General features: G+C 42.4%; 18 protein-coding genes. 5 read left to right on the forward strand and 13 right to left on the reverse strand.

Translation table 11 applies throughout. The features are described 5' to 3' along the window. Nucleotides 1-190: 190 nt before the first annotated feature. Nucleotides 191-1,576, reverse strand: coding sequence for a dihydrolipoyl dehydrogenase (gene lpdA, locus B4V02_RS16820; RefSeq protein WP_094155672.1), 1,386 nt, complete (start codon nt 1,574-1,576; stop codon nt 191-193). A 197-nt stretch (nt 1,577-1,773) separates the two neighbouring features. Here lpdA and B4V02_RS16825 point away from each other — a divergent pair, with 197 nt between their 5' ends. Then, nucleotides 1,774-2,340 carry a TetR/AcrR family transcriptional regulator gene (locus B4V02_RS16825; RefSeq protein ID WP_007429726.1) on the forward strand — a complete coding sequence of 189 codons (567 nt, stop codon included), beginning with the start codon at nt 1,774-1,776 and terminating at the stop codon, nt 2,338-2,340. Nucleotides 2,341-2,475: 135 nt separating this feature from the next. On the opposite strand, the gene B4V02_RS16830 is transcribed toward B4V02_RS16825, so the two are convergent. Further along, complete coding sequence (locus B4V02_RS16830) at nt 2,476-3,354, reverse strand: radical SAM/SPASM domain-containing protein (protein ID WP_094155673.1); 879 nt, start codon at nt 3,352-3,354, stop codon at nt 2,476-2,478. Nucleotides 3,355-3,555: 201 nt separating this feature from the next. Between B4V02_RS16830 and B4V02_RS26710 the strand changes: the two genes are divergently transcribed. Genes B4V02_RS26710 through B4V02_RS26725 form a run of 4 tightly spaced genes read left to right on the forward strand, consistent with a single transcriptional unit; the run spans nt 3,556 to nt 5,002 of the window. Continuing rightward, complete coding sequence (locus B4V02_RS26710) at nt 3,556-3,804, forward strand: helix-turn-helix domain-containing protein (protein ID WP_244188345.1); 249 nt, start codon at nt 3,556-3,558, stop codon at nt 3,802-3,804. 38 nt (nt 3,805-3,842) lie between these two features. Then, the gene (locus tag B4V02_RS26715; RefSeq protein WP_244188346.1) at nt 3,843-4,319 is read left to right on the forward strand and encodes a hypothetical protein; all 477 of its coding nucleotides are present in this window, start codon (nt 3,843-3,845) and stop codon (nt 4,317-4,319) included. 27 nt (nt 4,320-4,346) lie between these two features. Next, nucleotides 4,347-4,769 (forward strand): hypothetical protein, encoded by a 423-nt coding sequence (locus B4V02_RS26720; RefSeq protein WP_244188347.1) that lies wholly within the window; start codon nt 4,347-4,349, stop codon nt 4,767-4,769. Next, a complete protein-coding gene (locus B4V02_RS26725) occupies nt 4,733-5,002 on the forward strand; it encodes a GNAT family N-acetyltransferase (protein ID WP_244188348.1) in 270 nt (89 codons plus the stop codon). The genes B4V02_RS26720 and B4V02_RS26725 overlap by 37 nt, the downstream gene beginning before the upstream one ends. Nucleotides 5,003-5,173: 171 nt before the next feature. On the opposite strand, the gene B4V02_RS16845 is transcribed toward B4V02_RS26725, so the two are convergent. The 11 genes from B4V02_RS16845 to rhaM all read right to left on the reverse strand — a co-directional run bounded on the left by B4V02_RS16845 (nt 5,174) and on the right by rhaM (nt 19,178). Further along, on the reverse strand, nt 5,174-6,181 hold the full coding sequence (locus B4V02_RS16845; protein ID WP_094155674.1) for a FecCD family ABC transporter permease: 1,008 nt from the start codon (nt 6,179-6,181) through the stop codon (nt 5,174-5,176). Next, nucleotides 6,178-7,185 carry a FecCD family ABC transporter permease gene (locus tag B4V02_RS16850; RefSeq protein ID WP_094155675.1) on the reverse strand — a complete coding sequence of 336 codons (1,008 nt, stop codon included), beginning with the start codon at nt 7,183-7,185 and terminating at the stop codon, nt 6,178-6,180. Before B4V02_RS16850 ends, B4V02_RS16845 begins: the two co-directional genes overlap by 4 nt. A 65-nt stretch (nt 7,186-7,250) precedes the next feature. Further along, on the reverse strand, nt 7,251-8,195 hold the full coding sequence (locus B4V02_RS16855; protein WP_094155676.1) for an iron-hydroxamate ABC transporter substrate-binding protein: 945 nt from the start codon (nt 8,193-8,195) through the stop codon (nt 7,251-7,253). Between the two features lie 171 nt (nt 8,196-8,366). Next, on the reverse strand, nt 8,367-10,022 hold the full coding sequence (locus tag B4V02_RS16860; protein ID WP_094155677.1) for a helix-turn-helix domain-containing protein: 1,656 nt from the start codon (nt 10,020-10,022) through the stop codon (nt 8,367-8,369). A 318-nt stretch (nt 10,023-10,340) separates the two neighbouring features. Continuing rightward, nucleotides 10,341-11,174, reverse strand: coding sequence for a sugar phosphate isomerase/epimerase family protein (locus B4V02_RS16865; protein ID WP_094155678.1), 834 nt, complete (start codon nt 11,172-11,174; stop codon nt 10,341-10,343). A 93-nt stretch (nt 11,175-11,267) separates the two neighbouring features. Continuing rightward, nucleotides 11,268-12,809: an MFS transporter gene (locus tag B4V02_RS16870; protein ID WP_094155679.1), complete on the reverse strand. Its 1,542-nt coding sequence runs from the start codon at nt 12,807-12,809 to the stop codon at nt 11,268-11,270. Between the two features lie 63 nt (nt 12,810-12,872). Continuing rightward, nucleotides 12,873-13,973: a beta-galactosidase BglB gene (gene bglB / locus B4V02_RS16875; RefSeq protein WP_244188349.1), complete on the reverse strand. Its 1,101-nt coding sequence runs from the start codon at nt 13,971-13,973 to the stop codon at nt 12,873-12,875. Nucleotides 13,974-14,217: 244 nt separating this feature from the next. Beyond that, entirely contained in the window at nt 14,218-15,507 is a 1,290-nt protein-coding gene (locus tag B4V02_RS16880; RefSeq protein WP_094155680.1) for an ABC transporter substrate-binding protein, read from the reverse strand. A gap of 35 nt (nt 15,508-15,542) precedes the next feature. Continuing rightward, the gene (locus B4V02_RS16885) at nt 15,543-17,096 is read right to left on the reverse strand and encodes a response regulator (protein WP_094155681.1); all 1,554 of its coding nucleotides are present in this window, start codon (nt 17,094-17,096) and stop codon (nt 15,543-15,545) included. Nucleotides 17,097-17,100: 4 nt separating this feature from the next. Further along, a complete protein-coding gene (locus tag B4V02_RS16890; protein WP_094155682.1) occupies nt 17,101-18,858 on the reverse strand; it encodes a cache domain-containing sensor histidine kinase in 1,758 nt (585 codons plus the stop codon). 5 nt (nt 18,859-18,863) lie between these two features. Continuing rightward, on the reverse strand, nt 18,864-19,178 hold the full coding sequence (rhaM, locus tag B4V02_RS16895) for an L-rhamnose mutarotase (RefSeq protein ID WP_007429712.1): 315 nt from the start codon (nt 19,176-19,178) through the stop codon (nt 18,864-18,866). Between the last annotated feature and the right edge of the window lie 133 nt (nt 19,179-19,311).

Here is a 19,311-nt window from a genome sequence, read left to right on the forward strand (position 1 = left end):
TCAAACATTCGATATGGGGAGATGCCAATCATGTCACCCGGAGACGATATAAATCAGGTCAACTTTTTGGGGGACAAAAAAGGACTATTATGGCAGCTTCTAACCATAATAGTCCCGTTTTATAGCAATTGATTTAAACTATAGTTGATAATTATTCTCACAGGCAATGAAGTGATTTCGTACGGAACCTCTACTTTGTACCATCCATTTTTCGGACCGCGTTCTCCGCAGCCTCCATGATTACTTCTCCCAGTGTGGGATGGGGATGAATGGTTAGAGCCAAGTCCTCCACGGTTGCTCCCATCTCGATAGCCAGAGCAAGCTCTGAAATGAGCGTTGATGCTTCGACTCCAACGATTTGCGCACCCAACACGGTTCCTGAGCCCTGGGCTGCTACAATTTTGATAAATCCTTCTGCTGCCCTCAATGCCAATGCTCTGCCGTTAATTGTAAAAGAAGCTTTACCAATGACAATCGGCAGGGCCTTTTCCTTTGCTTCCGTTTCACTTAGGCCGACACTAGCCAGCTCTGGTTCAGAAAAGACAACGAGCGGCAGGGCTTTATAATCCACTTTAGCAGCTTGACCTGCAATCACTTCTGCCGCAATCTTCGCTTCATAGGAAGCCTTATGGGCAAGCGATGGACCCGCCGTAATATCTCCAATGGCAAAAATATGCGGAATAGCCGTTCTACACTGTTCGTCTGTCTCGATTAGCCCCCTGCTCGTCACTGGCAAGCCAATGTGCTCCAGTCCTAACCTGCCATCTGTATTGGGTCTTCTGCCTACAGTAACTAATACAAACTCTGCAGTAACATGATGCTGCTCCTGATCTTTTGAATAATGCAGCGTAATAGTATCCTCATTCTGCACGACTTTTTCGGCTGTCGCCCCGGTTACGATATTTACACCATCTGTTTTCAACTGCTTGACAACAGGGGCCACAAGGTCCGTCTCAAATCCCGGCAGCACCCGCTCCCCTCCCTCCAAAATCGTTATTTTTGTTCCAAATTTAGCATACATCTGTCCAAGTTCAATGCCAATATATCCACCACCTATCACGATCAGACTGGACGGAACCCCGGGGAGTGAAAGCGCTTCTGTAGAGGACAAAATACGCCCGCCGAAGGGAAATGCTTTTAGCTCGATTGGACGGGAACCGGTTGCTAATATGGCATACTTAAAGGAAATGGTTTGTTCCGCTCCATTTTGCTTGATGATAGCTGTATGTTCGTCAACCAAGCTTGCCTCCCCTTCCAGAACACTCACACCTGCCGTTTTCATTAAATAGCCGACTCCGCCTGCCTGCTTATTCACAATCCCCTGTTTCAAAGCCTGAGCATTCACGAAGGACGCTGCTGCATCTGCCTGATTTAACTGCCTGAGTACCTCATAGCGATGTGCTTCGGCAATCAAAGCTTTGGATGGAATGCAGCCAACATTCGTGCAGACTCCACCTAGCTGACTGCGTTCAACAATCGCTGTTTTCATTCCAAGCTGCGAAGAACGCAATGCCGCCACATAACCTCCAGGACCCGATCCAATGACCAGTGTATCTACAGATTCAAGCTTGCTCATAACCTAATACCTCCTGTTAAAATAGCCTGATTTAAAATATGATGATTATAATATATTATAGTCATCATATTTTAAATGCGTCAATAGTCGTGACCAGCCATGCTGAAGTTGTCGTTGCAGGAAGACAAATTGACACGTTTTATTATGATGATTATAATATTTTGATGTTAGCATTATAAATCCATGGAGTGATTACAATGCCTTATCCAAAAGGCCATAAGATAAAAGTGCGGAGTAAGATCGTTGAAAGTGCTGCCCAGGCTTTTCGCGCCAACGGTATTCACGATGTAAGTGTGCCCTTTATTATGAAAGGGGCCGGACTAACTCACGGCGGGTTTTATTCACACTTTGACAACAAGGAACAGCTAGTCGCCGAAGCCTGTCGCTATGCCGTCAGTGATACCCTCGCACTGCTTCAGGAGGCCGTTGACCAAGAAAAGCAAGCTCCCAAAATCAATCTTGTCATAGACTACTATTTAAGCACCCATCACCGTGATCGAACAGAAATTGGCTGTATTATTCCTGCCCTTTCCGTAGAAATAGCCCGTTCTTCCGAAGAAATCCGGCAGATATTCACGCAGGAGCTGGAACGAATGATTACGTTTATCTCCAATTTGGCGGGAATAGATTTGTCAAAGGGTCGCGCATTGTTCAGCAGTATGGTCGGTTCTCTTGTGCTTGCACGTTCTGTCAATGATCCTGAACTGAGCGACAGCCTTCTCTCGGCAGGCAAACAACACGCCAAAGCGCTGGTTAATGCCTGAACAAATGCCTTTTCAAAAAAAGCCGCTAAACACCAATCACTCCTTGGTATTTAACGGCTTTTTCCTATGGGTCTAAGCTCAAAACGGGGATAGCGATTTGTCAGAGATTCGAAATCTGCACTCGCCAAATGTCCATTAGGTTCCAAAACGTTTACGGTATCCACACTTCCGGCACAGCTCTTCCACCGCTTCTCTCCTGGAAAACCCGTAATACAAACGGTTTGCACGCTCCCCTTCCACAATATCGGTAAAAGATTGCTCGTGCACATTACCCAAATTAATAACGCCTTCGCCATCAAGACAGCATGGGACAACCGTTCCATCCACTAATACCGCCGCCTGGCTGCGAAGCGCATGGCAAAAGCCTTTGCCATCATCCTCCGGGGCACTCAGGCTGGGCCATTCAAATTCGTGATCCTGATTCAAATAAATATTGGGGGCAATTTTAATCCCGCTCCCAGGTACCACCTTTTCCTCAATCCGGTAATCCAGCCCAAACTCCTGCTCCAACTGCTCAAGTGTCGCCCGGTTGCGCTGACGCTCCACATTGGTCAAATTATCCGGCGTCAGGTTCCAGAGACGGAACGAAATAATGACATTATGCTTCACAGCTTCTCTGACAAACGTGAAAATATGGCCCAGATATCCTTCCCGATCCACGGAGCCTTCATGCCCGTCAAAGCTGTGAAGAGAAAAGTTCATCTGCCGCAGCGCCGGTTGCCCAATCAGCTTATGTCCGGTCTTGGGCAACAACGTACCATTGGTCGTAATATTGACCTTTAAGCCCTTCTCATGAGCGCTTTCCAACAAAAGATCAATTTTCGGATGAAGCAGCGGCTCTCCTTTTACATGCAGATAAATGTAATCTGTATGCGGCTTGACCTGATCAAGCACATTCCGAAAGACTTCCGGATCAATAAATTTTTTGACACGCTGTGTCTGAGGGCAAAAGCTGCATGCGAGATTGCAGATGCTTGTGATCTCAATGTATACCTTTTTAAAATTTTTCAACATGATTTCCCCATTCTAGCCTTCATCCTGAACATCTTGTTATGCTCATTCATCCAAGTCCTATGATTATAACGGGTTATCACGAACAGGTAAATCATTTGCTCGTTCAACAGTAACTTTGCTGTTCTCAAATTGCTGTTGACCTTAGGTCTGACCTAAGGTTTATAGTGGAGTTATTCAACTACACAGTAAGGAGTCCTGTCATTGAAAGAACACATTACGATTAGCCAGCTTTCACAGCTTATGAATGTATCAGTACACCAGCTGCGATATTTTGAAGAAAAGGGTATTCTGTATCCGTCATACACAGAAAAAAATCAATATCGAATGTACGGACTTCATGAAATTTATCAGCTATCCCATATTTTATTGCTGCGTAAATTAAATATCCCTGTCGGACAGATTGAAGAATGCCTGACTTCGTACGCTGCCGATGATTACACCAGCTTTTAGAGAATTCGTTGCAGAGGGTACAGGATGAAATAGCTAGCTTGAAGCTGCTCGAACAATTTATTCACAAAGTGCTAAAAGAACATCATAACCTCACCCAGCAGGACAATGAATATCAGATCGGTCTGTTAGGCACTCGACATTTAAAGCTGTGGTTTGCATTTGAAAATGATCAAGAGCTCACTGCCAGGGATCTATTCGAACAACGACTCGCCCCGCCTCAATTATTTGAAAATGATCTGCATTATCTATCTGATTCTGGACAGGTGAAGCTATGTTATGAAACGACAGTAATGACGGATACGGCTGACTATATTCTGGAAGAAGGCAGCTATCTTTATAAGCATTTTTCCGTTACTGAAGACGACGTGATTGAGCATGAAATCCAACAACTGGAGCGTTATGCGGCTGAGCAACAATATGAATGCCTAAGCAAAATCATTTTAGTAGAAAAATCCTACCTTTCCATGTTTGACAACAACAAGCTGCAATATGAGATTCAAGTCAAAGTAAAATAAACTTCTTGGAGTCCGGGAGGCCGTTACATGAATCCAGAATCAATTGACATTGTTCCTTATCAAAAGCAAGATTATGAAGCTGTATGTAAGCTCTTAGTGGAATCATTTAAAGCAAAATTTCAAGCTCTTGTTGCACTGGAGGATCAGGATATACAGCAGTTACTCATGAAGGTCTGGCTTCAAGCCCCTAATCCTTCAACGATGAAGCAATTTGTAGTTAAAGAGAATGCGGAAGTGGTCGGTGTCCTCTGCCTCAAATGGAAAGCACATTCCTCTTCGCTCCCTGCAACCAAAAAATCCATTTCCTGGACTCCGCTCATAAAACAGTTTGGCTGCTTCAATGTATTTAAATTTTTGACGGGTATGCATGCGCTGATTATAAACCTGCCGCAGATGAGTGTTACATTGATCATTTGGCGATTCGCTCAAGTCATCGCAATCAAGGAATAGGACGACGTTTTCTAGCTTTTGCACAACAATTTACGGTTGATTCCGGCTTTCATGTGTTAACGCTTCATGTAGCGAACAAGAACCAAGAGGCTATCCATCTGTATCACAAACTAGCGTTTGAAATAGAACAATCCAAATACAATTATTTGCAGCATTTTTGGTTTAAGGAGCTGGTATGGCACCTGATGAGTTGGAAGGGAACGAAGTTGCATTCGAGAAGAGAGCATCATTGAAAAAGACATTAATACCTCGCTCTAATTTTTAAAATATTACTGAACTCTCCCAATACTTATTTGCTTAATTTACAGAATACAAAAAACTGCAATCTCCTGATAGTTATAAAGTATCCTATCTCGGAAATCGCAGTTATTGCAACACTTTGAATTCTTGGCTACACATCAGAGCTACTTCCTAAGCAGCAAATAAGCGAAGTAAGGCACACCAATTAACGATACCATGATGCCCGCGGGAATACCGTCGGGATCGACGAGATTGCGGCCAACGGTATCCGCCGCTAACAGCAGCCATCCGCCGAGCAGAACGGCGACGGGAATGAATAACTGATTGCGCGGGCCGACCAGTGCCTTGGCAATGTGCGGAGCCATTAACCCGATAAACGCAATACCACCTGTGACGGATACCGCTGATGCAGCCGCGGCGACTGCGGTTAGAATGAGAACGAGGCGTTCACGTTCAATTTGCACACCGGCGCCAATCGCCGACGCCTCGCTCAAAGCAAGTAGATTGAGACGTTGAGACTTGTACAGGGTAAACGGGATCAGCAGGATCAACCAGGGAAGCAGAGCCCAAATGAATGGCCAGTCCGTCCCCCAAATATTGCCCGCAATCCATTTTGCGATAAAATCGACCTTTGAGCGTTCTGCCGAGGAGATAATGACGATCATAATCCCCGACAACGCGAGGGAGAAACCAACCCCGACCAACACCATTCGGATGGGATCAAGCCCGCTCGTTCGGCTATACGAGAAGACATAGATCAAAGCTGCTGTTACCAATGCCCCAATAAAGGCGACAAGCGGCAAAACATACACGAACGATCCTGCGTCGATCGGGAAATACAGGAAGAAGCACGCGATCGCTACGCCCGCACCGGAATTAATGCCGATTAGACCCGGGTCGGCCAAGTCGTTGCGGGTGATACTTTGCAGAATGGAGCCTGACAAAGCAAGCGCCATGCCCGACAGCAACGTAATAAAAATCCGTGGCAATCGGACAGAGAACAGGACAAATTCTTCCTTGAACGTACCTTGACCGAACAAAACAGGAATCAGTCTATCAAGCGACAAAGACGAGTATCCCCAAGCCATGCTGGCTATAGCGGTAAGAACAATTAGCCCTAAACTGACCAGCAGAATCAGACGCTGTTTTCGAACGAGCGCGGACAGAATCATAAGCGAGCTTTACCTCCTCTACGCACGACGAGCAGAAAAAAGGGCAGGCCCAGCATGGCCACAATAGCTGCCACCGGCGTCTCGTAAGGTGCATTTATCGTGCGGCCCAGCGTATCTGCGAGCAGCATGAATGTAGCTCCCGCAAAAGCCGAGAAAGGCAGGATATATCGATAATCAATGCCAACCATTTTGCGGACGATATGAGGGATCATCAGCCCTACGAATGCCATGTTTCCGACAAGCGCGACCGATGCACCCGTAATCACAATCACAAGGACGAACAGAATGCCTTTGATCCACACCAGATTTTGCCCCAATCCGGTCGCTACCTCATCGCTCAAGCTGAGAATACTCAGCTGATTGGATAGCATCAGAGCTATTATAATTCCGAGTAAGATCACCGGTGCAATGGCTTGTAGTTGTTCCCACGTCGTTCCAATCAAGCCCCCGGCAGTCCACATAGATACATCCTTGGAAATTTTGAAAGCGATGCTGACACCATCCGAGATGGCATACAGAAACGCAGAAACAGCCGCTCCCGCCAGCACGATTCGGATCGGGGACAAATTGCCTCGGCGCATCGAGCCCAGTAAGATGACCAAACTCGCTCCCAGTGCGGCGCCAAGAAAGCAAGCTACCATGATGCCAAAGTAGTTTATCCCCGGGATGAATACAAAAGCCAGCGCAAGCGCCATATTAGCACCTGAAGTCAGACCCAGCAAGCCCGGATCGGCCAGTGGATTACGAGTGACCCCCTGCATGATGGCCCCAGACACAGCAAACGCGGCGCCAACCAAAATAGCCGCCAGCTCGCGGGGCAGTCGAATCTCGCGCAGGATGAGAATTTTATCATCCTTGGCACTGGAGGCCAGTGCAAGCCATAGATCGTGTAGTGTCGTTTCTGCTGCACCGAATATCATGGAAATGACGAAACACAAAACGAGCGCCAACGCGCTGCCAAGGAGCTTATACGAAAAAGGAAAAGCACGTTGTTTATTCTTCATGGACTCTCATCTTTTCTTTAATGAAATATGTGAAGGAACTGTTGGATAACCAGTTCCTCCACATCCTACTGACCGAGAAAGTGTTGAATGAAAAATTTCAGCTGGTACTCCATGCTGAGCGGATCGTTAAAGTAGAACGCCTTTGCATCGGCCTCAAAGACACGTTGATTCTTGACTGCTGGAATGTTCTTATACGTTTCGGTGTTCTGGAACGAATTGTCCTCATCCGCGTTTTTACTGAAAATGACGTAATCACCCAGGTAATCTTTCATCACCTCTGTCGATAAAGCAAAATAACCTTCTTTCTGTGTCGCTTCCTTCACTTTTTTCGGCATAGGAAGTCCAAACTCCTGATAGAGAATTTCGGTGCCGCGGCCAAAGTTATCACCATATACATAGAGCTGCTTATTGAACGTCTCGATGACCGAAACTGTTGCATTGGCTCCGATCTTCGCCTTGATTTCTTTTCCGGCTTTTTTGGCCCGAGCATCAAAATCATCAATCCAGGCTTGCGCTTCTTTTTCTTTGTTTAACAATTTTCCAATTTCCCGTTGCTGTGTCAAGAAATCCACTTTGCCATATGTATAAGTGACAGTAGGCGCAATTTGCTTGAGCTTATCGATGTTTTTAATATCTGACAGTCCAATAATAAGATCCGGATTCAGCTCGATGATCTTCTCCAGGCTTTCGTCCGTAACCGCCTCGGCATCTTTTAGCTTTTCTTTAAAATTCGGATTCGTTTTGGACATTTCATCTACGCCAACCAGAGGGACACCAAGTGCCATCACATTACCTGTTAAAAATCGGGTAAGCACAACAACGCGCTGCGGATGAGCCGGAACCTCTACGGGTCCATTCTCGGATTGATAGGTAAATGTGGAAGATTTCGCTTCCGAAGAAGATGCAGGGGACGAACTTTTACCATTGTCGGCATTGTTCGCTTGATTACCGCCGCATGCACTTAATACAATCACAAGAACAAGTACCAGCGGAATAAAAAGCTTTTTCATAAGATGACTCTCTCCCTTTCCAAACGCTAGGTTTCAATGAATGATCGTATCGTGCAAAGGATGCTATTAGCATCCTTTGATTGATTATGAAATTCATTCTCATTGGTATAAACTATTATATGGGTCAAATATATACCCAACCATGGCTTTTTGTTTGGAAAATGACTTGGATTATTGGTTACTTGTAAATAAATCTACTGCGCGTTGAAGTTGCAAACGAATAGAAACCGGGTTGTAAGGCACCCATTCATCCCGATCCAGCAGATGAACACAGTTTCTTTGTACGGCGGGAAGCCTGCTCCAATAAGGAGACTTGAATATCACTTCCGTATGTGCGGTGGAACCTTTTTCATCTGGAAACATGACAACTAATAATCGGGACCCCGCATAATCTGCGAGTTCTGATATTTCAATCGAAACGGAATGAAATTGATCCCCCAGCCTCTTTATCTCCTGCCCGATCAATTCAGGGGGCTTTAGGCCTAGAGATTGATAGATTACATATCCGACATTCCGCGCTCCATAAACGAACAGTCCCTCCGGCTTCATCACCACAATCGTTATGATTTCATTAACCATTGTGCTTGGCTGCACCAGTGAACGGGCTACCCTTTCCTCTTCTTCGAAAGCAGCCAACCACCGCTCCGCCTGTTCGCTCCTCTGAACAGCATGAGCGATACGACGCAGATGCTCCTTCCATCCCAGTTCCATCCATGAAATTTCCACGATAGGTGCTATAACTCGCAAATGCTCAGGATTCAGCCCATATTCGTGCAAATGCTGTTTAGCCGCAATGATCAACTCGATGTTGGTATCAAGCAATACCGAGTTCACCTGTTCGGCAGAACAGTTCGTATTGATAAACATCATCGTTTGCGGCGGCTCCAGACCATTCGTCTTCACATATTCGCTGCTCTCCGAAATAGTGACAGCGGGCTCCAAACCAAGCAACAAGAGATGGCTGGCGTAAGGTGTAAGCAATACAGCCACACGTTGAAATGGTCTGCGGCTGTAGCTTGAAGGTGATGCTCCCGTATGCTGCTTAAAGCGACGGCTCAGATAAAATTCATCCTTGTACCCTACCTTAAGGGCAATTTCCCTGAGCGTGCCTGATCCGCTAATTAATAGCTCCTTGGCTCGGTGAACACGCAGCCGTGACAAGTATTCGTTGGGAGAAAAGCCGGTGAGCTGCTTAAACTGGATCGAATAGTGAGATCGGCTTACGCCTGCAATCGCAGCTAACTGCTCACGCGTTATTTTTTCGCTATAGTGGTTTTCCAAATAAGCAATGCTACGTTCCATGGACGGCTGCTCATCAGCAGCATACTTGGCTTCCATTCGCTCCAACAGTTGGAGAATGATTTGGTGAAATATAATTTGGTTCTGCACATGGCGGGCTTCACTAGCCGGAAAACGATGGATATACAGTTCCTCCACATGGGTCACTATTACAGGTTCACAGGGAAAGAACTGAATATTGGGATTGGAGTCCACTTCGCTTTTACGTATCATTGCACTTTCGGGAAGAGTAGTCCTCTGCTCTCGTGTACGGATTGAAAGCTTATAAGCATGAAGGGGTTGCAGGAGATTCGTAATTAAAACGGCATGGCTATGCGCCGGGAGCAGCATGACACTACCTTCTACAAGTTCGTAAGTTTGATCATCGACCTGAAGAGTGCCCTTGCCGCTGGCAATTGCAATCAATAAAGTTACATTCTCATGAATAGTGTACATCGGAAAATTCGAGGTGCAGTACAGCGAATAAATGCTGTCAGCAGTATATAAAGGAAAATGGGACTCTGCCCACTCCGAAACAGCGTTGTTCACAACCCAAGCCCCCATTATCATAAAAGTGAGAAACGTTTTTCGTTTTTCGTTCCTCTGCATCTTATTAAGCAAAAAAGCTAATGATTTAGCATAAAAACGATATCTATACTATAAATGATCAAACCTAGACTGGGTATTTTTTTCTATCTCTTCATTTACTCAATAGCATGAAGACATAACAAAAAAACGGCATCTCTGCCGTTTTTTCAAAAAAGATAGACCAAATGGGCTAAAAGTCCATAATCAAAATTTTGGTGGAGTCTAGGGGATACCGACATAGCCACTGACCGCGGACATATTAATGTAACTGCTTTCAACTTAATATAACCCATTTATATAAGCAATGCTCTTGTCGATATCCTGTTCCTTTGTTTCTTCTAATAGAATATTTAGATAAGGTTTCTTATCTTTTAACAATTTCAGTAGAAAATGATAGTTTAATATCCCTTTTCCAACAGGCACGAACTTTATCCTATGATCCTCAATCATTAAATCCTTTGCATGCATAATCACGATTCTGTCGCCAAAAAGATCAAATGCTTCTTGGAAAACAGCTTCCTGGTTTTGATAGTTATTCAGGGAAATAAAGTTAGCCGGGTCAAAAATGACCTGAAGATTATTAGACGGAACACTGTCCAGCAATCTTCTCATCCGCTCCGGTGTATGAATAGGATGATTCATTCCTCCCTCAATTCCCACGATTACACCGAATTTTTCTGCTTCTGCGACAAGCTCTCTGACACTTTCCACTACAGCCAAAAAAGGCTTTTCAGTAAAATTTTCTTCAGTATAGACAATCTCCGGGTTTACATTTCCCGTCTCGGTTCCAACAATGCTGCAGCCAAAATCACGAGCAAACCGGATATGCTCCTTAAATCGATCCAATTCTTTTCTTCTAAGACTTGGGTCAGGATGGATCATGTTGATGTAGCAGCCTAATACCGCTATTTGCACATCTTTTTTCCGAAAAATACGACTTATATAGTGAGCAATACCAGGACTAAAGCTTCCTAATGTTGTATTTACATCATGTAGCGATTTACTTACGGCTAGCTGAACGGATGTCAATCCTTTACTTGATATGATACTCACTGCTTCTTGTAAAGTAACATTTTCAATATCATGTGCCCGAATTCCTAAATTTGCATTCATATCTGTCCTCCATTTGATATAAAGCCGCATCACATGAAATCCATATGATACGGCTTTATTGACTTGATCATTTCAATTCACCCATGTTCACACTTATACAATAGCTTCATGTTTGGTTTTATGATTATCTTTATATTTTACAAGATTTTCATACCCGACCGTGTTATTGCCCCATGTTTTTTCATATTCCCAACCTGTTAATTGTTCAAAAACTTGTCGGGCTTCCGGTGTAACCTCTTGTTTAGAGCCGCCATTTTTCAAGCGTTTAATTTCATCCAACAAAACGACATGATTTTCTTTAGTTAATTTGTAACGATAAGAGATAATCAAACCTCCCACCAAAAAGAAGAGCGTACCAAACAGCAAGATCGAAATAATAGCTGTTACAGCTGAAGCCGGTTGTGATGCTTGCCCGGATACAAAGCCTGCTTCTTGCAATGCAACACCTACTAAAAAGACCGCTAACGCCTGTGTCCCTTTTCTGATCAAACTCATTACACCGGCGAACACACCTTCACGTCTTTGACCCGTTAAAGCTTCATCTACGTCTGGAATAAATGCGTAGTTGTTCCAGGGGATATAGTTCAAACCACCGCGTCCCAACCCGCAAATTCCAATCATAGCAAACAATAAAATGGTGTTATTTAGCGTTCCAGTGACCTTTAATACGATAAATCCAATAACTCCTGCGATAAAGAGAGAAATGGCAGTTCTAAACGCCGGGGCAGGGTTCAATTTAATCGTTAAGGTAAGAGCAATCCATACGCCAAAAAGCTGCATGACATACATAAAGGTTAATAAGTTGGATGCGGCAACGGCATTTTGCAGGAGAGCAAACACAACAAAATAAGTAAATACAGCGTTGAATACATCCTGACTTAAATATCCACCCAAATACATCCCCAGATGGTGGCGAAATGTTTTTACTCGTAAAGTCGAGAATAAATCCGCATAGATCTTATGAACACTTTGTAAAAAGGTTCTATTATCAATCACTTTCTCTTCTGGTATTTCTTCGAGAGGACGTTCCCATGTATTTTTGTACAGCAGTGACAATACCACTATAAATATGACAGTGAAAATAATACCCGAGTACAGGAATGTAAGAGGATCATCCTTACCCAATGCTTCCACAAGACGGCCAGGAATAAATGCAGCGAATACAGCCGAAGCCTGAGCAACAAACATTCTAGCACCTGTAAACTTCGAACGTACTTTATAATCGTTGCTCATTTCAGCGGCAAGTGTGTCATAAGGAATTAAAATCATGGAGTACACAATTTCAAACAAGATATAGGTTATTAAGTAATACCAGTAAGAAAAACCGGAAACCCAAATGGCTGTATAGACAAGTACAAGTGGAATAGCGGCTAATATAAAGAATTTTCGTCTTCCAAAGCGTCGGCCAAGTTTTGTTTTATGAAAATTATCTGTAATATATCCCATCGTTGGCGCTGCAATCGCATCAACAATCCGGGCAATGGCGAAAATAGAACCTGCTTCAATGGCGGTTAGGCCACAAAAAGTTGTTAAGAAAAAAAGCAACCATGCTGCTGTCAATGCAAACGCGCCTGCCCCTAAGAAATCACCTAACCCATAAGACAAATAATTAATAAATTTGGGTTGTTTAACCACTTTATTCTCCTCCATTTTGTGAATTTAGCAATCGGAGATTTAAATCAGTATTTTGCAAAATCCTCAGATATACGTATGAAGATATTCGGATAGGCAAAGCACAGCCAGCGATTGTCCATAAGGCATGGTAGTCTTTCTGATTTCCTTGTAAAATTCCAAAGTATCTCCCATACCTGTTCCTACAGATACGTTTTGCAATGCTCCTTCTTTATTAATTTCATTGATAATTCCGCAAATAGCCCGGTGGGCGACTTCTTTATAGTCCTGACTGATATACCGCTTATGAACAGATTTTAAAATTCCATATGCAAAACCAGCTGAAGCCGAGGCTTCCAAATAAGAGGTCTGATCATTAATGAGTGTATGCCATAATCCGCTTGCATCCTGATAGTCAGCAAGAGCTTCAATTTGTCTGTTCAATGTATCAATCAGGAATTCACGGAGAAAATCTCCCTTTTCCAATTCCAATATTTCAATAATCTCGGGAATCGCAATCGTAATCCAGCAATTACCTCTTGCCCAAAGCGCTTCGGCATAATTATGGTTTTCTTCGAACATCCAGCCGTGGAACCATAAGCCTGTCTTTTTGTCCGTTAAATATTTGATATGGATTAGAAACTGCTTTTTGGCTTCTTCCAGGTATTCAGGTTTGTTGAGCAGCTTACCGATTTTCGCCAAAGGCAGCACGGTCATCATCAAGGTATCGTCCCAAAGCTGATTTTTATTCTCTGGTCCATAGGTCATATGCTGTAACCCATCTTCTTGGGTACGAGGCATATCATACATTACCCATTCAGCCCAATCCTCCAGATAGGGCAGGTATGTCTGGTTTCCGGTATCCTCATATAAAAATGCCAATGTTAATAGCGGCGCCATCGTATTGACGTTTTTCGGCGGTGCGCCTTCTTGGATTCTTGCATTGAACCATTCGTTGACAATATCCAAAGCTTTTTGGTCATTAGTCAATTTCCAATATTTATATATCCCATACAACCCCACACCCTGAGGCCAGTTCCAAACATTCCAGCTTTTATCATCCACAATTAACCCGTCAAAATTGAGTAAAAATTCACCGCTTTGGTCTTTGATTTCTGTGAGATTATTCATTAATAAATGAATACGATCCATGACCTCTTTCTTTTCGAAAGCTTTTACCTCCAACACAGCAATCCCTCCAAATAATGATCTCTTTCTCTTGATTTGTCACCGCTTACACTTATACTGTTATTGTATTGAAAGTGCTTTCTTGAAACCATAAAAAAAACAGTGGATTACGTTTAAAAAACATACTTGTTTCAATCCATTGTTATATCCACGGGATAACTTACGCTGGTTGCCAACGCAAAAACACCTCCAAGATTATCTCCATAGCTGACGATACGGAGAAATTCTCTTGAAGGTGTTTGGATTACTTATTTTTGCCTAAAATCGTTTCAGCTTGTTTTCTAAAGGACCTTGCTCCATCTTCCGGCGTCATTTTCTTAAATAAAATCTGTTCGGATAAATTATCAAGCGCTTTCATTATTTCCGCGTTGCCTAGTGGTTCAATCGGATCTGTGGTGCGTACATTTTGAGACGCTTTTTCAACATAATCAAAGATTTTGGTTTCAGCTTCGGTTAATTCGGGCTTGATTCCTTTGATCACCTTTGAAGATACCGGGACACCTCGATCACCTTTGATCAACTTATTGGCTTCCATATTATTTACAAAGAAATTAATGAACTTGGCTGCTTGTTCCTTTTGTTTTGAACTCTTAGGGATTGAAAAGAACATACTCGGCCTTAAAAATAAAGCCGTTTCGTTCGCGTACTCAGGAGGCAGTTTGATGGATAAGGGTGCTTTGGCCGATTCAGCAAATCCTAAATATTGATTGGACCAGTTCCAGCTCATTGCTGCCTTTCCTGCTACAATAAGTTCATCATTAATTCCTGCTATATGCGCTCGAACGTCTGGAGTCGGGAATGCCTTTGCATCAACTAGCCTCAGCTGCCTTTTAAAGTAATCAACAAATAATTGATCGTCTGTATAGCCAAGGCCTGTACCGTTTTCATTATAAAGACGCGAGCCTTGTGTTCTTAAATAGTAAGGGAAAAATACATCGGCAGGGTACATTCCATTTGTACCATACACGTCTGTAGCATTTTTGACCTTGATGGCTGCTTTTTCGAAGTCATTCCAAGTCCAGTTTTCATCTTCAATTTTAATACCGGCTTCTTTTAACAGATTATCATTTGTAATCACAGAAAGGACATTCGATCCAAGGGTGAAGCCATATAATTTACCTGCAATCCTTCCACCCGAAATGGCGTTTTCATCAATGGAGCGAGTGTCAATCGTCCCATTTTTTAGATACGGAGTTAAATCATCCAGTCGGCCTTTTTCACCATATTGAAACAGGTAGGCTCGATCCATTTGAATCACATCTGGCAATTGGCTAGCGGCAGCCATGGGAGCAAGCCTCTTCCAATAATCATCCCAGTTGGCATATTCCTCTACAATTTTTACATTTGGGTTTTCTTTCTCATACATTTGAATCACTTTCAAGGTATAGTCATGTCTGGATTGGTCACCCCACCAGGCCACGCGCAGGGTCACTTTTTCACTTTCTTCTTCATGATTGCCTTTATCGTTTAAATCGCAAGCAGCGACTGAAAGGAGCATTATAAAAGCTAATAATACCAAGCCAAACTTTTTCAAGCTTTGACCTCCCTTTTGCGAGTGAGCTTATGGATTCATGTACCTTTCCGGTATTCAGATGGTGTATAACCAGTATATTTTTTGAAAACCTGACTAAAGTATTGGGGGTTGTCACCAAAACCGATGATTTTGGCCAACGTTCCCACCTTCACATCGTCCATTGTTGAAATGTACTCCACTGCCTTTTCAATTCTTAATTTGGTAAGACAGGTTGAGAATCTCTGGCCAGTCTCCTGTTTGAACAGTTTTCCCAGATAATCTGGATTCATATATAGCATGTCGTTAGCTACCATTTTTAGCGATAGATCAGGATTGCCCAGATTCTCGACTAAAATTTCTATTACTCTGCTTATTAAGGAAGACTGCTTTGACTTGAAACGATTATAGTACTCATGGGTCATTTTTCTGGCTGTTGCTTCGATATAATCTTTCATCTGCTGGACCGTTTCCATCTCTAACAGTGCAGATGTTCCCATGAGGTAATCCTGCATGCGGTCTGTATCTACCGTCTGTACAATTGCCATATAGAGCTGTATACAATAGGATTTTGTCAAGTCAATCCCCAGCCGTAAATCCGTCATTTTTTCGAAAATACTGGTAATTCCGTTGCATACATCCTGAATATGCCCGGATTTGATTTTTAGAACAAGTTGCTGCTCATCGATCATAAAATCATGGGGGACGGCTGTATTTGCCGGTAAAATATCTTTTCTCGTTATAATGCTTCCTTCCCCCAAATAAAAGCGATGTTCCAAACACTCCATGGCCTCACGGTACAAGTTCCTGGCGTTTCGGAAATAGTTCCCTTCACTTATAGCAACCGTGGTATCTCTTTTGAAATATTGATGAATGGTTTCTCTTATTTGTATAATTTTTTGATGTAGTTTTTCCGAGTCATGATCATCCTCGATCAGGAACAGTGCATATTCACCAATATTGGTTGTTACCAAGACGGAGTCAAGGATTTCAGCTCCAATATTTTTAATGGCAAACAAATGCTCATAAGAAAAATAACCTTCCATCATAAAAAGAACGATTCTGACCTGCTGATTATTTATTTCAAAATCAAAAAGCTGCTCATAGAATGATAAATCATTGTCCAAGTAGCTTTTACTAGTTAAGAATTCGGTTAACAGATGCGCTTTGGTATAGGGCTGAGCGTTTTGGTATTTTTCCTGGAGCTCGCTAATAAAGGTTTCCTGAACCTTTTTTTCGTTTAGTTCATTAACGGTATCGTTAAGCGCAGCTGTGATTTTATCCTCATTGCATGGCTTTAACAAATAATTTTTAACATCATAGTGCATGGCGGTTCTCGCGTATTCAAACTCACCGTATCCGGACAGCAGGATAAATTTTATAGAAGGATATTGCTGATGCGCCTTTGAAACAAGACTAAGTCCGTCCATACCAGGCATTTTGATATCACTGATCACAATATCAGGTTGTAGTTCAACAATTTTCTCATACGCATCGATCCCGTTTCTCGCCGTTGCTACAAGTTCCGTATCCAATGCTGCCCAATCGACCACATTGGAAATACCTTCAACAATAATCCGTTCGTCATCTACCAATAACACTTTATATGACATTCTATCACCCCGTTTGAACAGGTAAAACTACCGTAATTGCGGTCCCTTTTCCCGAAAGATTTTCAATTCTTAAACCATACTGTTCGCCAGCATAAAGCTTGATCCGATCATCGATATTGTTCAATCCTATTCCAGTACCATTAGGATTTACTTTTCCTTCTTTTACTTTTTGAAGGATTAGGGGATCTATGCCAGGCCCGTTATCTTCAATCCGAATAAATAGCTTGTCCTCTTCCTGATAAACATGCAATTTAATAACTGACAAATAGACGGAAGGCTCAACTGCATGCTTGAACGAATTCTCCAGAAGGGGCTGCAATATTAATTTTGGAATCTTATATTTTGCAACATGGCAGGGGAAGTCTATTTGAACATCAATCCGGTCGTCAAACCGGTATTTTTGGATGGTTAAATAACTATTCAAAATGTCAAGTTCCTCTTCAAGTGTAATAATATCCCGGTTAAAATTGGTGGAGTATCTCATGAGATGACCCAGGGCTTCCACCATGCTTGAAATTTGCTTCTGTTTATTTGTTTTAGCCAACCAATTAACGGACTCCAGTGTATTGTATAGAAAGTGCGGGTTGATCTGAGCCTGCAATGCTTTAAATTCAGTTTCCTTAATCAGCAGCTGCTTGGAAAAGTTCTCCTGGATCAACTCATCAATTCTTTGGATCATGGTTATAAAATTCCGATACAGTATCCCTATCTCGTCTTCATGAATCATAGAGGGATTTAATTGATTTACGGCGTGAAAGTTCCCCTTTTGGACTTCCTGCATGGTAGATGCTAATTCTTGAATGGGATTTGTAAACTTTCTTAAAAATTTAAAACCAAGGGAAATAAGAAAAACGAACATTAACATAAAAACCAGCACCAAGGTATATTTTGCAGCAGTAATCTTGGAAAACATCATGTCAAATGGAATGATGCTCCAGTATGTCCAGTCCTTAAAATCAGTTGTAATATGGCTGACAAAGCTTCTTTCCCCATGAATGTATTCGATACTATAGCCCTGATCATCTTTTGCATTGAAATGATATTCTTTTAAATTATCTATTCCTTTTTCCGAATAAAAAATCTCATCCTCTTTTGTAATCACAATATTTCCTGCTATATCTCCGTGAGGCTTTGGTAAACCGCTTACAATCTTGTCTAAATGAACACGAATAAGCAGTTTGCCGATGGTTTCAAAGTTTAAGTTCCCATAAGACTGGATAAGGCGAACAGAAATTAAATCCCCATTGCTCCCTTCCAGCTCCATCCAATGGTTTTTACCCTCATACTTATCCGCCTGACTAAGTGCAAGCTCCTTATCTTTATTCTTTATTGGTTTGCTGCTATCCCCGGCCAAAAACTCCCTTCCTGCTGAATCGTACAGATAAATGGAATGAACGTAATTTGCCGGATCTATATATTTTTCCAATTCATCTCCAATTTTCTGTTCAAGACGATAGAAATCATAGCCTTTTACATTTCCTTGAAGATCTAATAAAATTTTTTGAATATACGGGTCGACTGCTATGTTATAACTGACTTCTTCTACTCTTTCAAGCTTCTCTTCTACGTTGTTGGACGACATCATCAGCACTTGTGCGGATTTTGCATAGATTTGCTCATCATAGAGGGAAAAAGCATATTGAAGCCCCCCTAATACAAATACTAGCGTTGTCATCATAATCAATGTAATCGTTAAGAAAAGCTTTACGTTTAGCTTTGAATGTATATAAATATTCGCAAAATAAAACCATATCTTCTTCATATTTGTTATTCCAAATAAAATACTTCCTTTAAATTTCTTGACACAGGACTGTTATCAGGGTTTGTCTCCATTAAAGGCTCCATATAGGCCCACCATTTTTGGCAAATATCGGTTTGAGCAATTTGTTCCCATTTTTCTTCATCTTCAATTTCCAAGAAAGCAAATAAGCTCCCCGTTTCTTCATCAAGAAATATGGAATAGTTGTGCGCACCGTGCCTTTTTAGCACTTCAGCCATTTCCGGCCAAAGTTTGTCATGGCGGCGCTTGTACTCCTCATAATAATCAGGAAAAACATGCATAATACTCGCTTTTCTAATCACTTTTCAACACTCCAGACTTTAAAAACAATTTTGTCTTTTGCAGTATTTTAGGATGAATTTGTTTATCTTTCTTATTTATCTAAATTACACTAGAATACGATAGATGCCCTATGACGCAATTCACTAAAATATT

Origin of the sequence: Paenibacillus kribbensis, from assembly GCF_002240415.1 — a bacterium.
GTDB classification, from domain to species: Bacteria; Bacillota; Bacilli; order Paenibacillales; family Paenibacillaceae; genus Paenibacillus; species Paenibacillus kribbensis.

What these genes read in the sequence shown, in the direction of transcription:
- lpdA (WP_094155672.1), bottom strand. Translation starts at nt 1,576, where the DNA reads ATGAGCAAGCTTGAATCTGTAGATACACTGGTCATTGGATCGGGTCCT.
- B4V02_RS16825 (WP_007429726.1), top strand. Translation starts at nt 1,774, where the DNA reads ATGCCTTATCCAAAAGGCCATAAGATAAAAGTGCGGAGTAAGATCGTT.
- B4V02_RS16830 (WP_094155673.1), bottom strand. Translation starts at nt 3,354, where the DNA reads ATGTTGAAAAATTTTAAAAAGGTATACATTGAGATCACAAGCATCTGC.
- B4V02_RS26720 (WP_244188347.1), top strand. Translation starts at nt 4,347, where the DNA reads ATGAATCCAGAATCAATTGACATTGTTCCTTATCAAAAGCAAGATTAT.
- B4V02_RS16845 (WP_094155674.1), bottom strand. Translation starts at nt 6,181, where the DNA reads ATGATTCTGTCCGCGCTCGTTCGAAAACAGCGTCTGATTCTGCTGGTC.
- B4V02_RS16850 (WP_094155675.1), bottom strand. Translation starts at nt 7,185, where the DNA reads ATGAAGAATAAACAACGTGCTTTTCCTTTTTCGTATAAGCTCCTTGGC.
- B4V02_RS16855 (WP_094155676.1), bottom strand. Translation starts at nt 8,195, where the DNA reads ATGAAAAAGCTTTTTATTCCGCTGGTACTTGTTCTTGTGATTGTATTA.
- B4V02_RS16865 (WP_094155678.1), bottom strand. Translation starts at nt 11,174, where the DNA reads ATGAATGCAAATTTAGGAATTCGGGCACATGATATTGAAAATGTTACT.
- B4V02_RS16885 (WP_094155681.1), bottom strand. Translation starts at nt 17,096, where the DNA reads ATGTCATATAAAGTGTTATTGGTAGATGACGAACGGATTATTGTTGAA.
- B4V02_RS16890 (WP_094155682.1), bottom strand. Translation starts at nt 18,858, where the DNA reads ATGAAGAAGATATGGTTTTATTTTGCGAATATTTATATACATTCAAAG.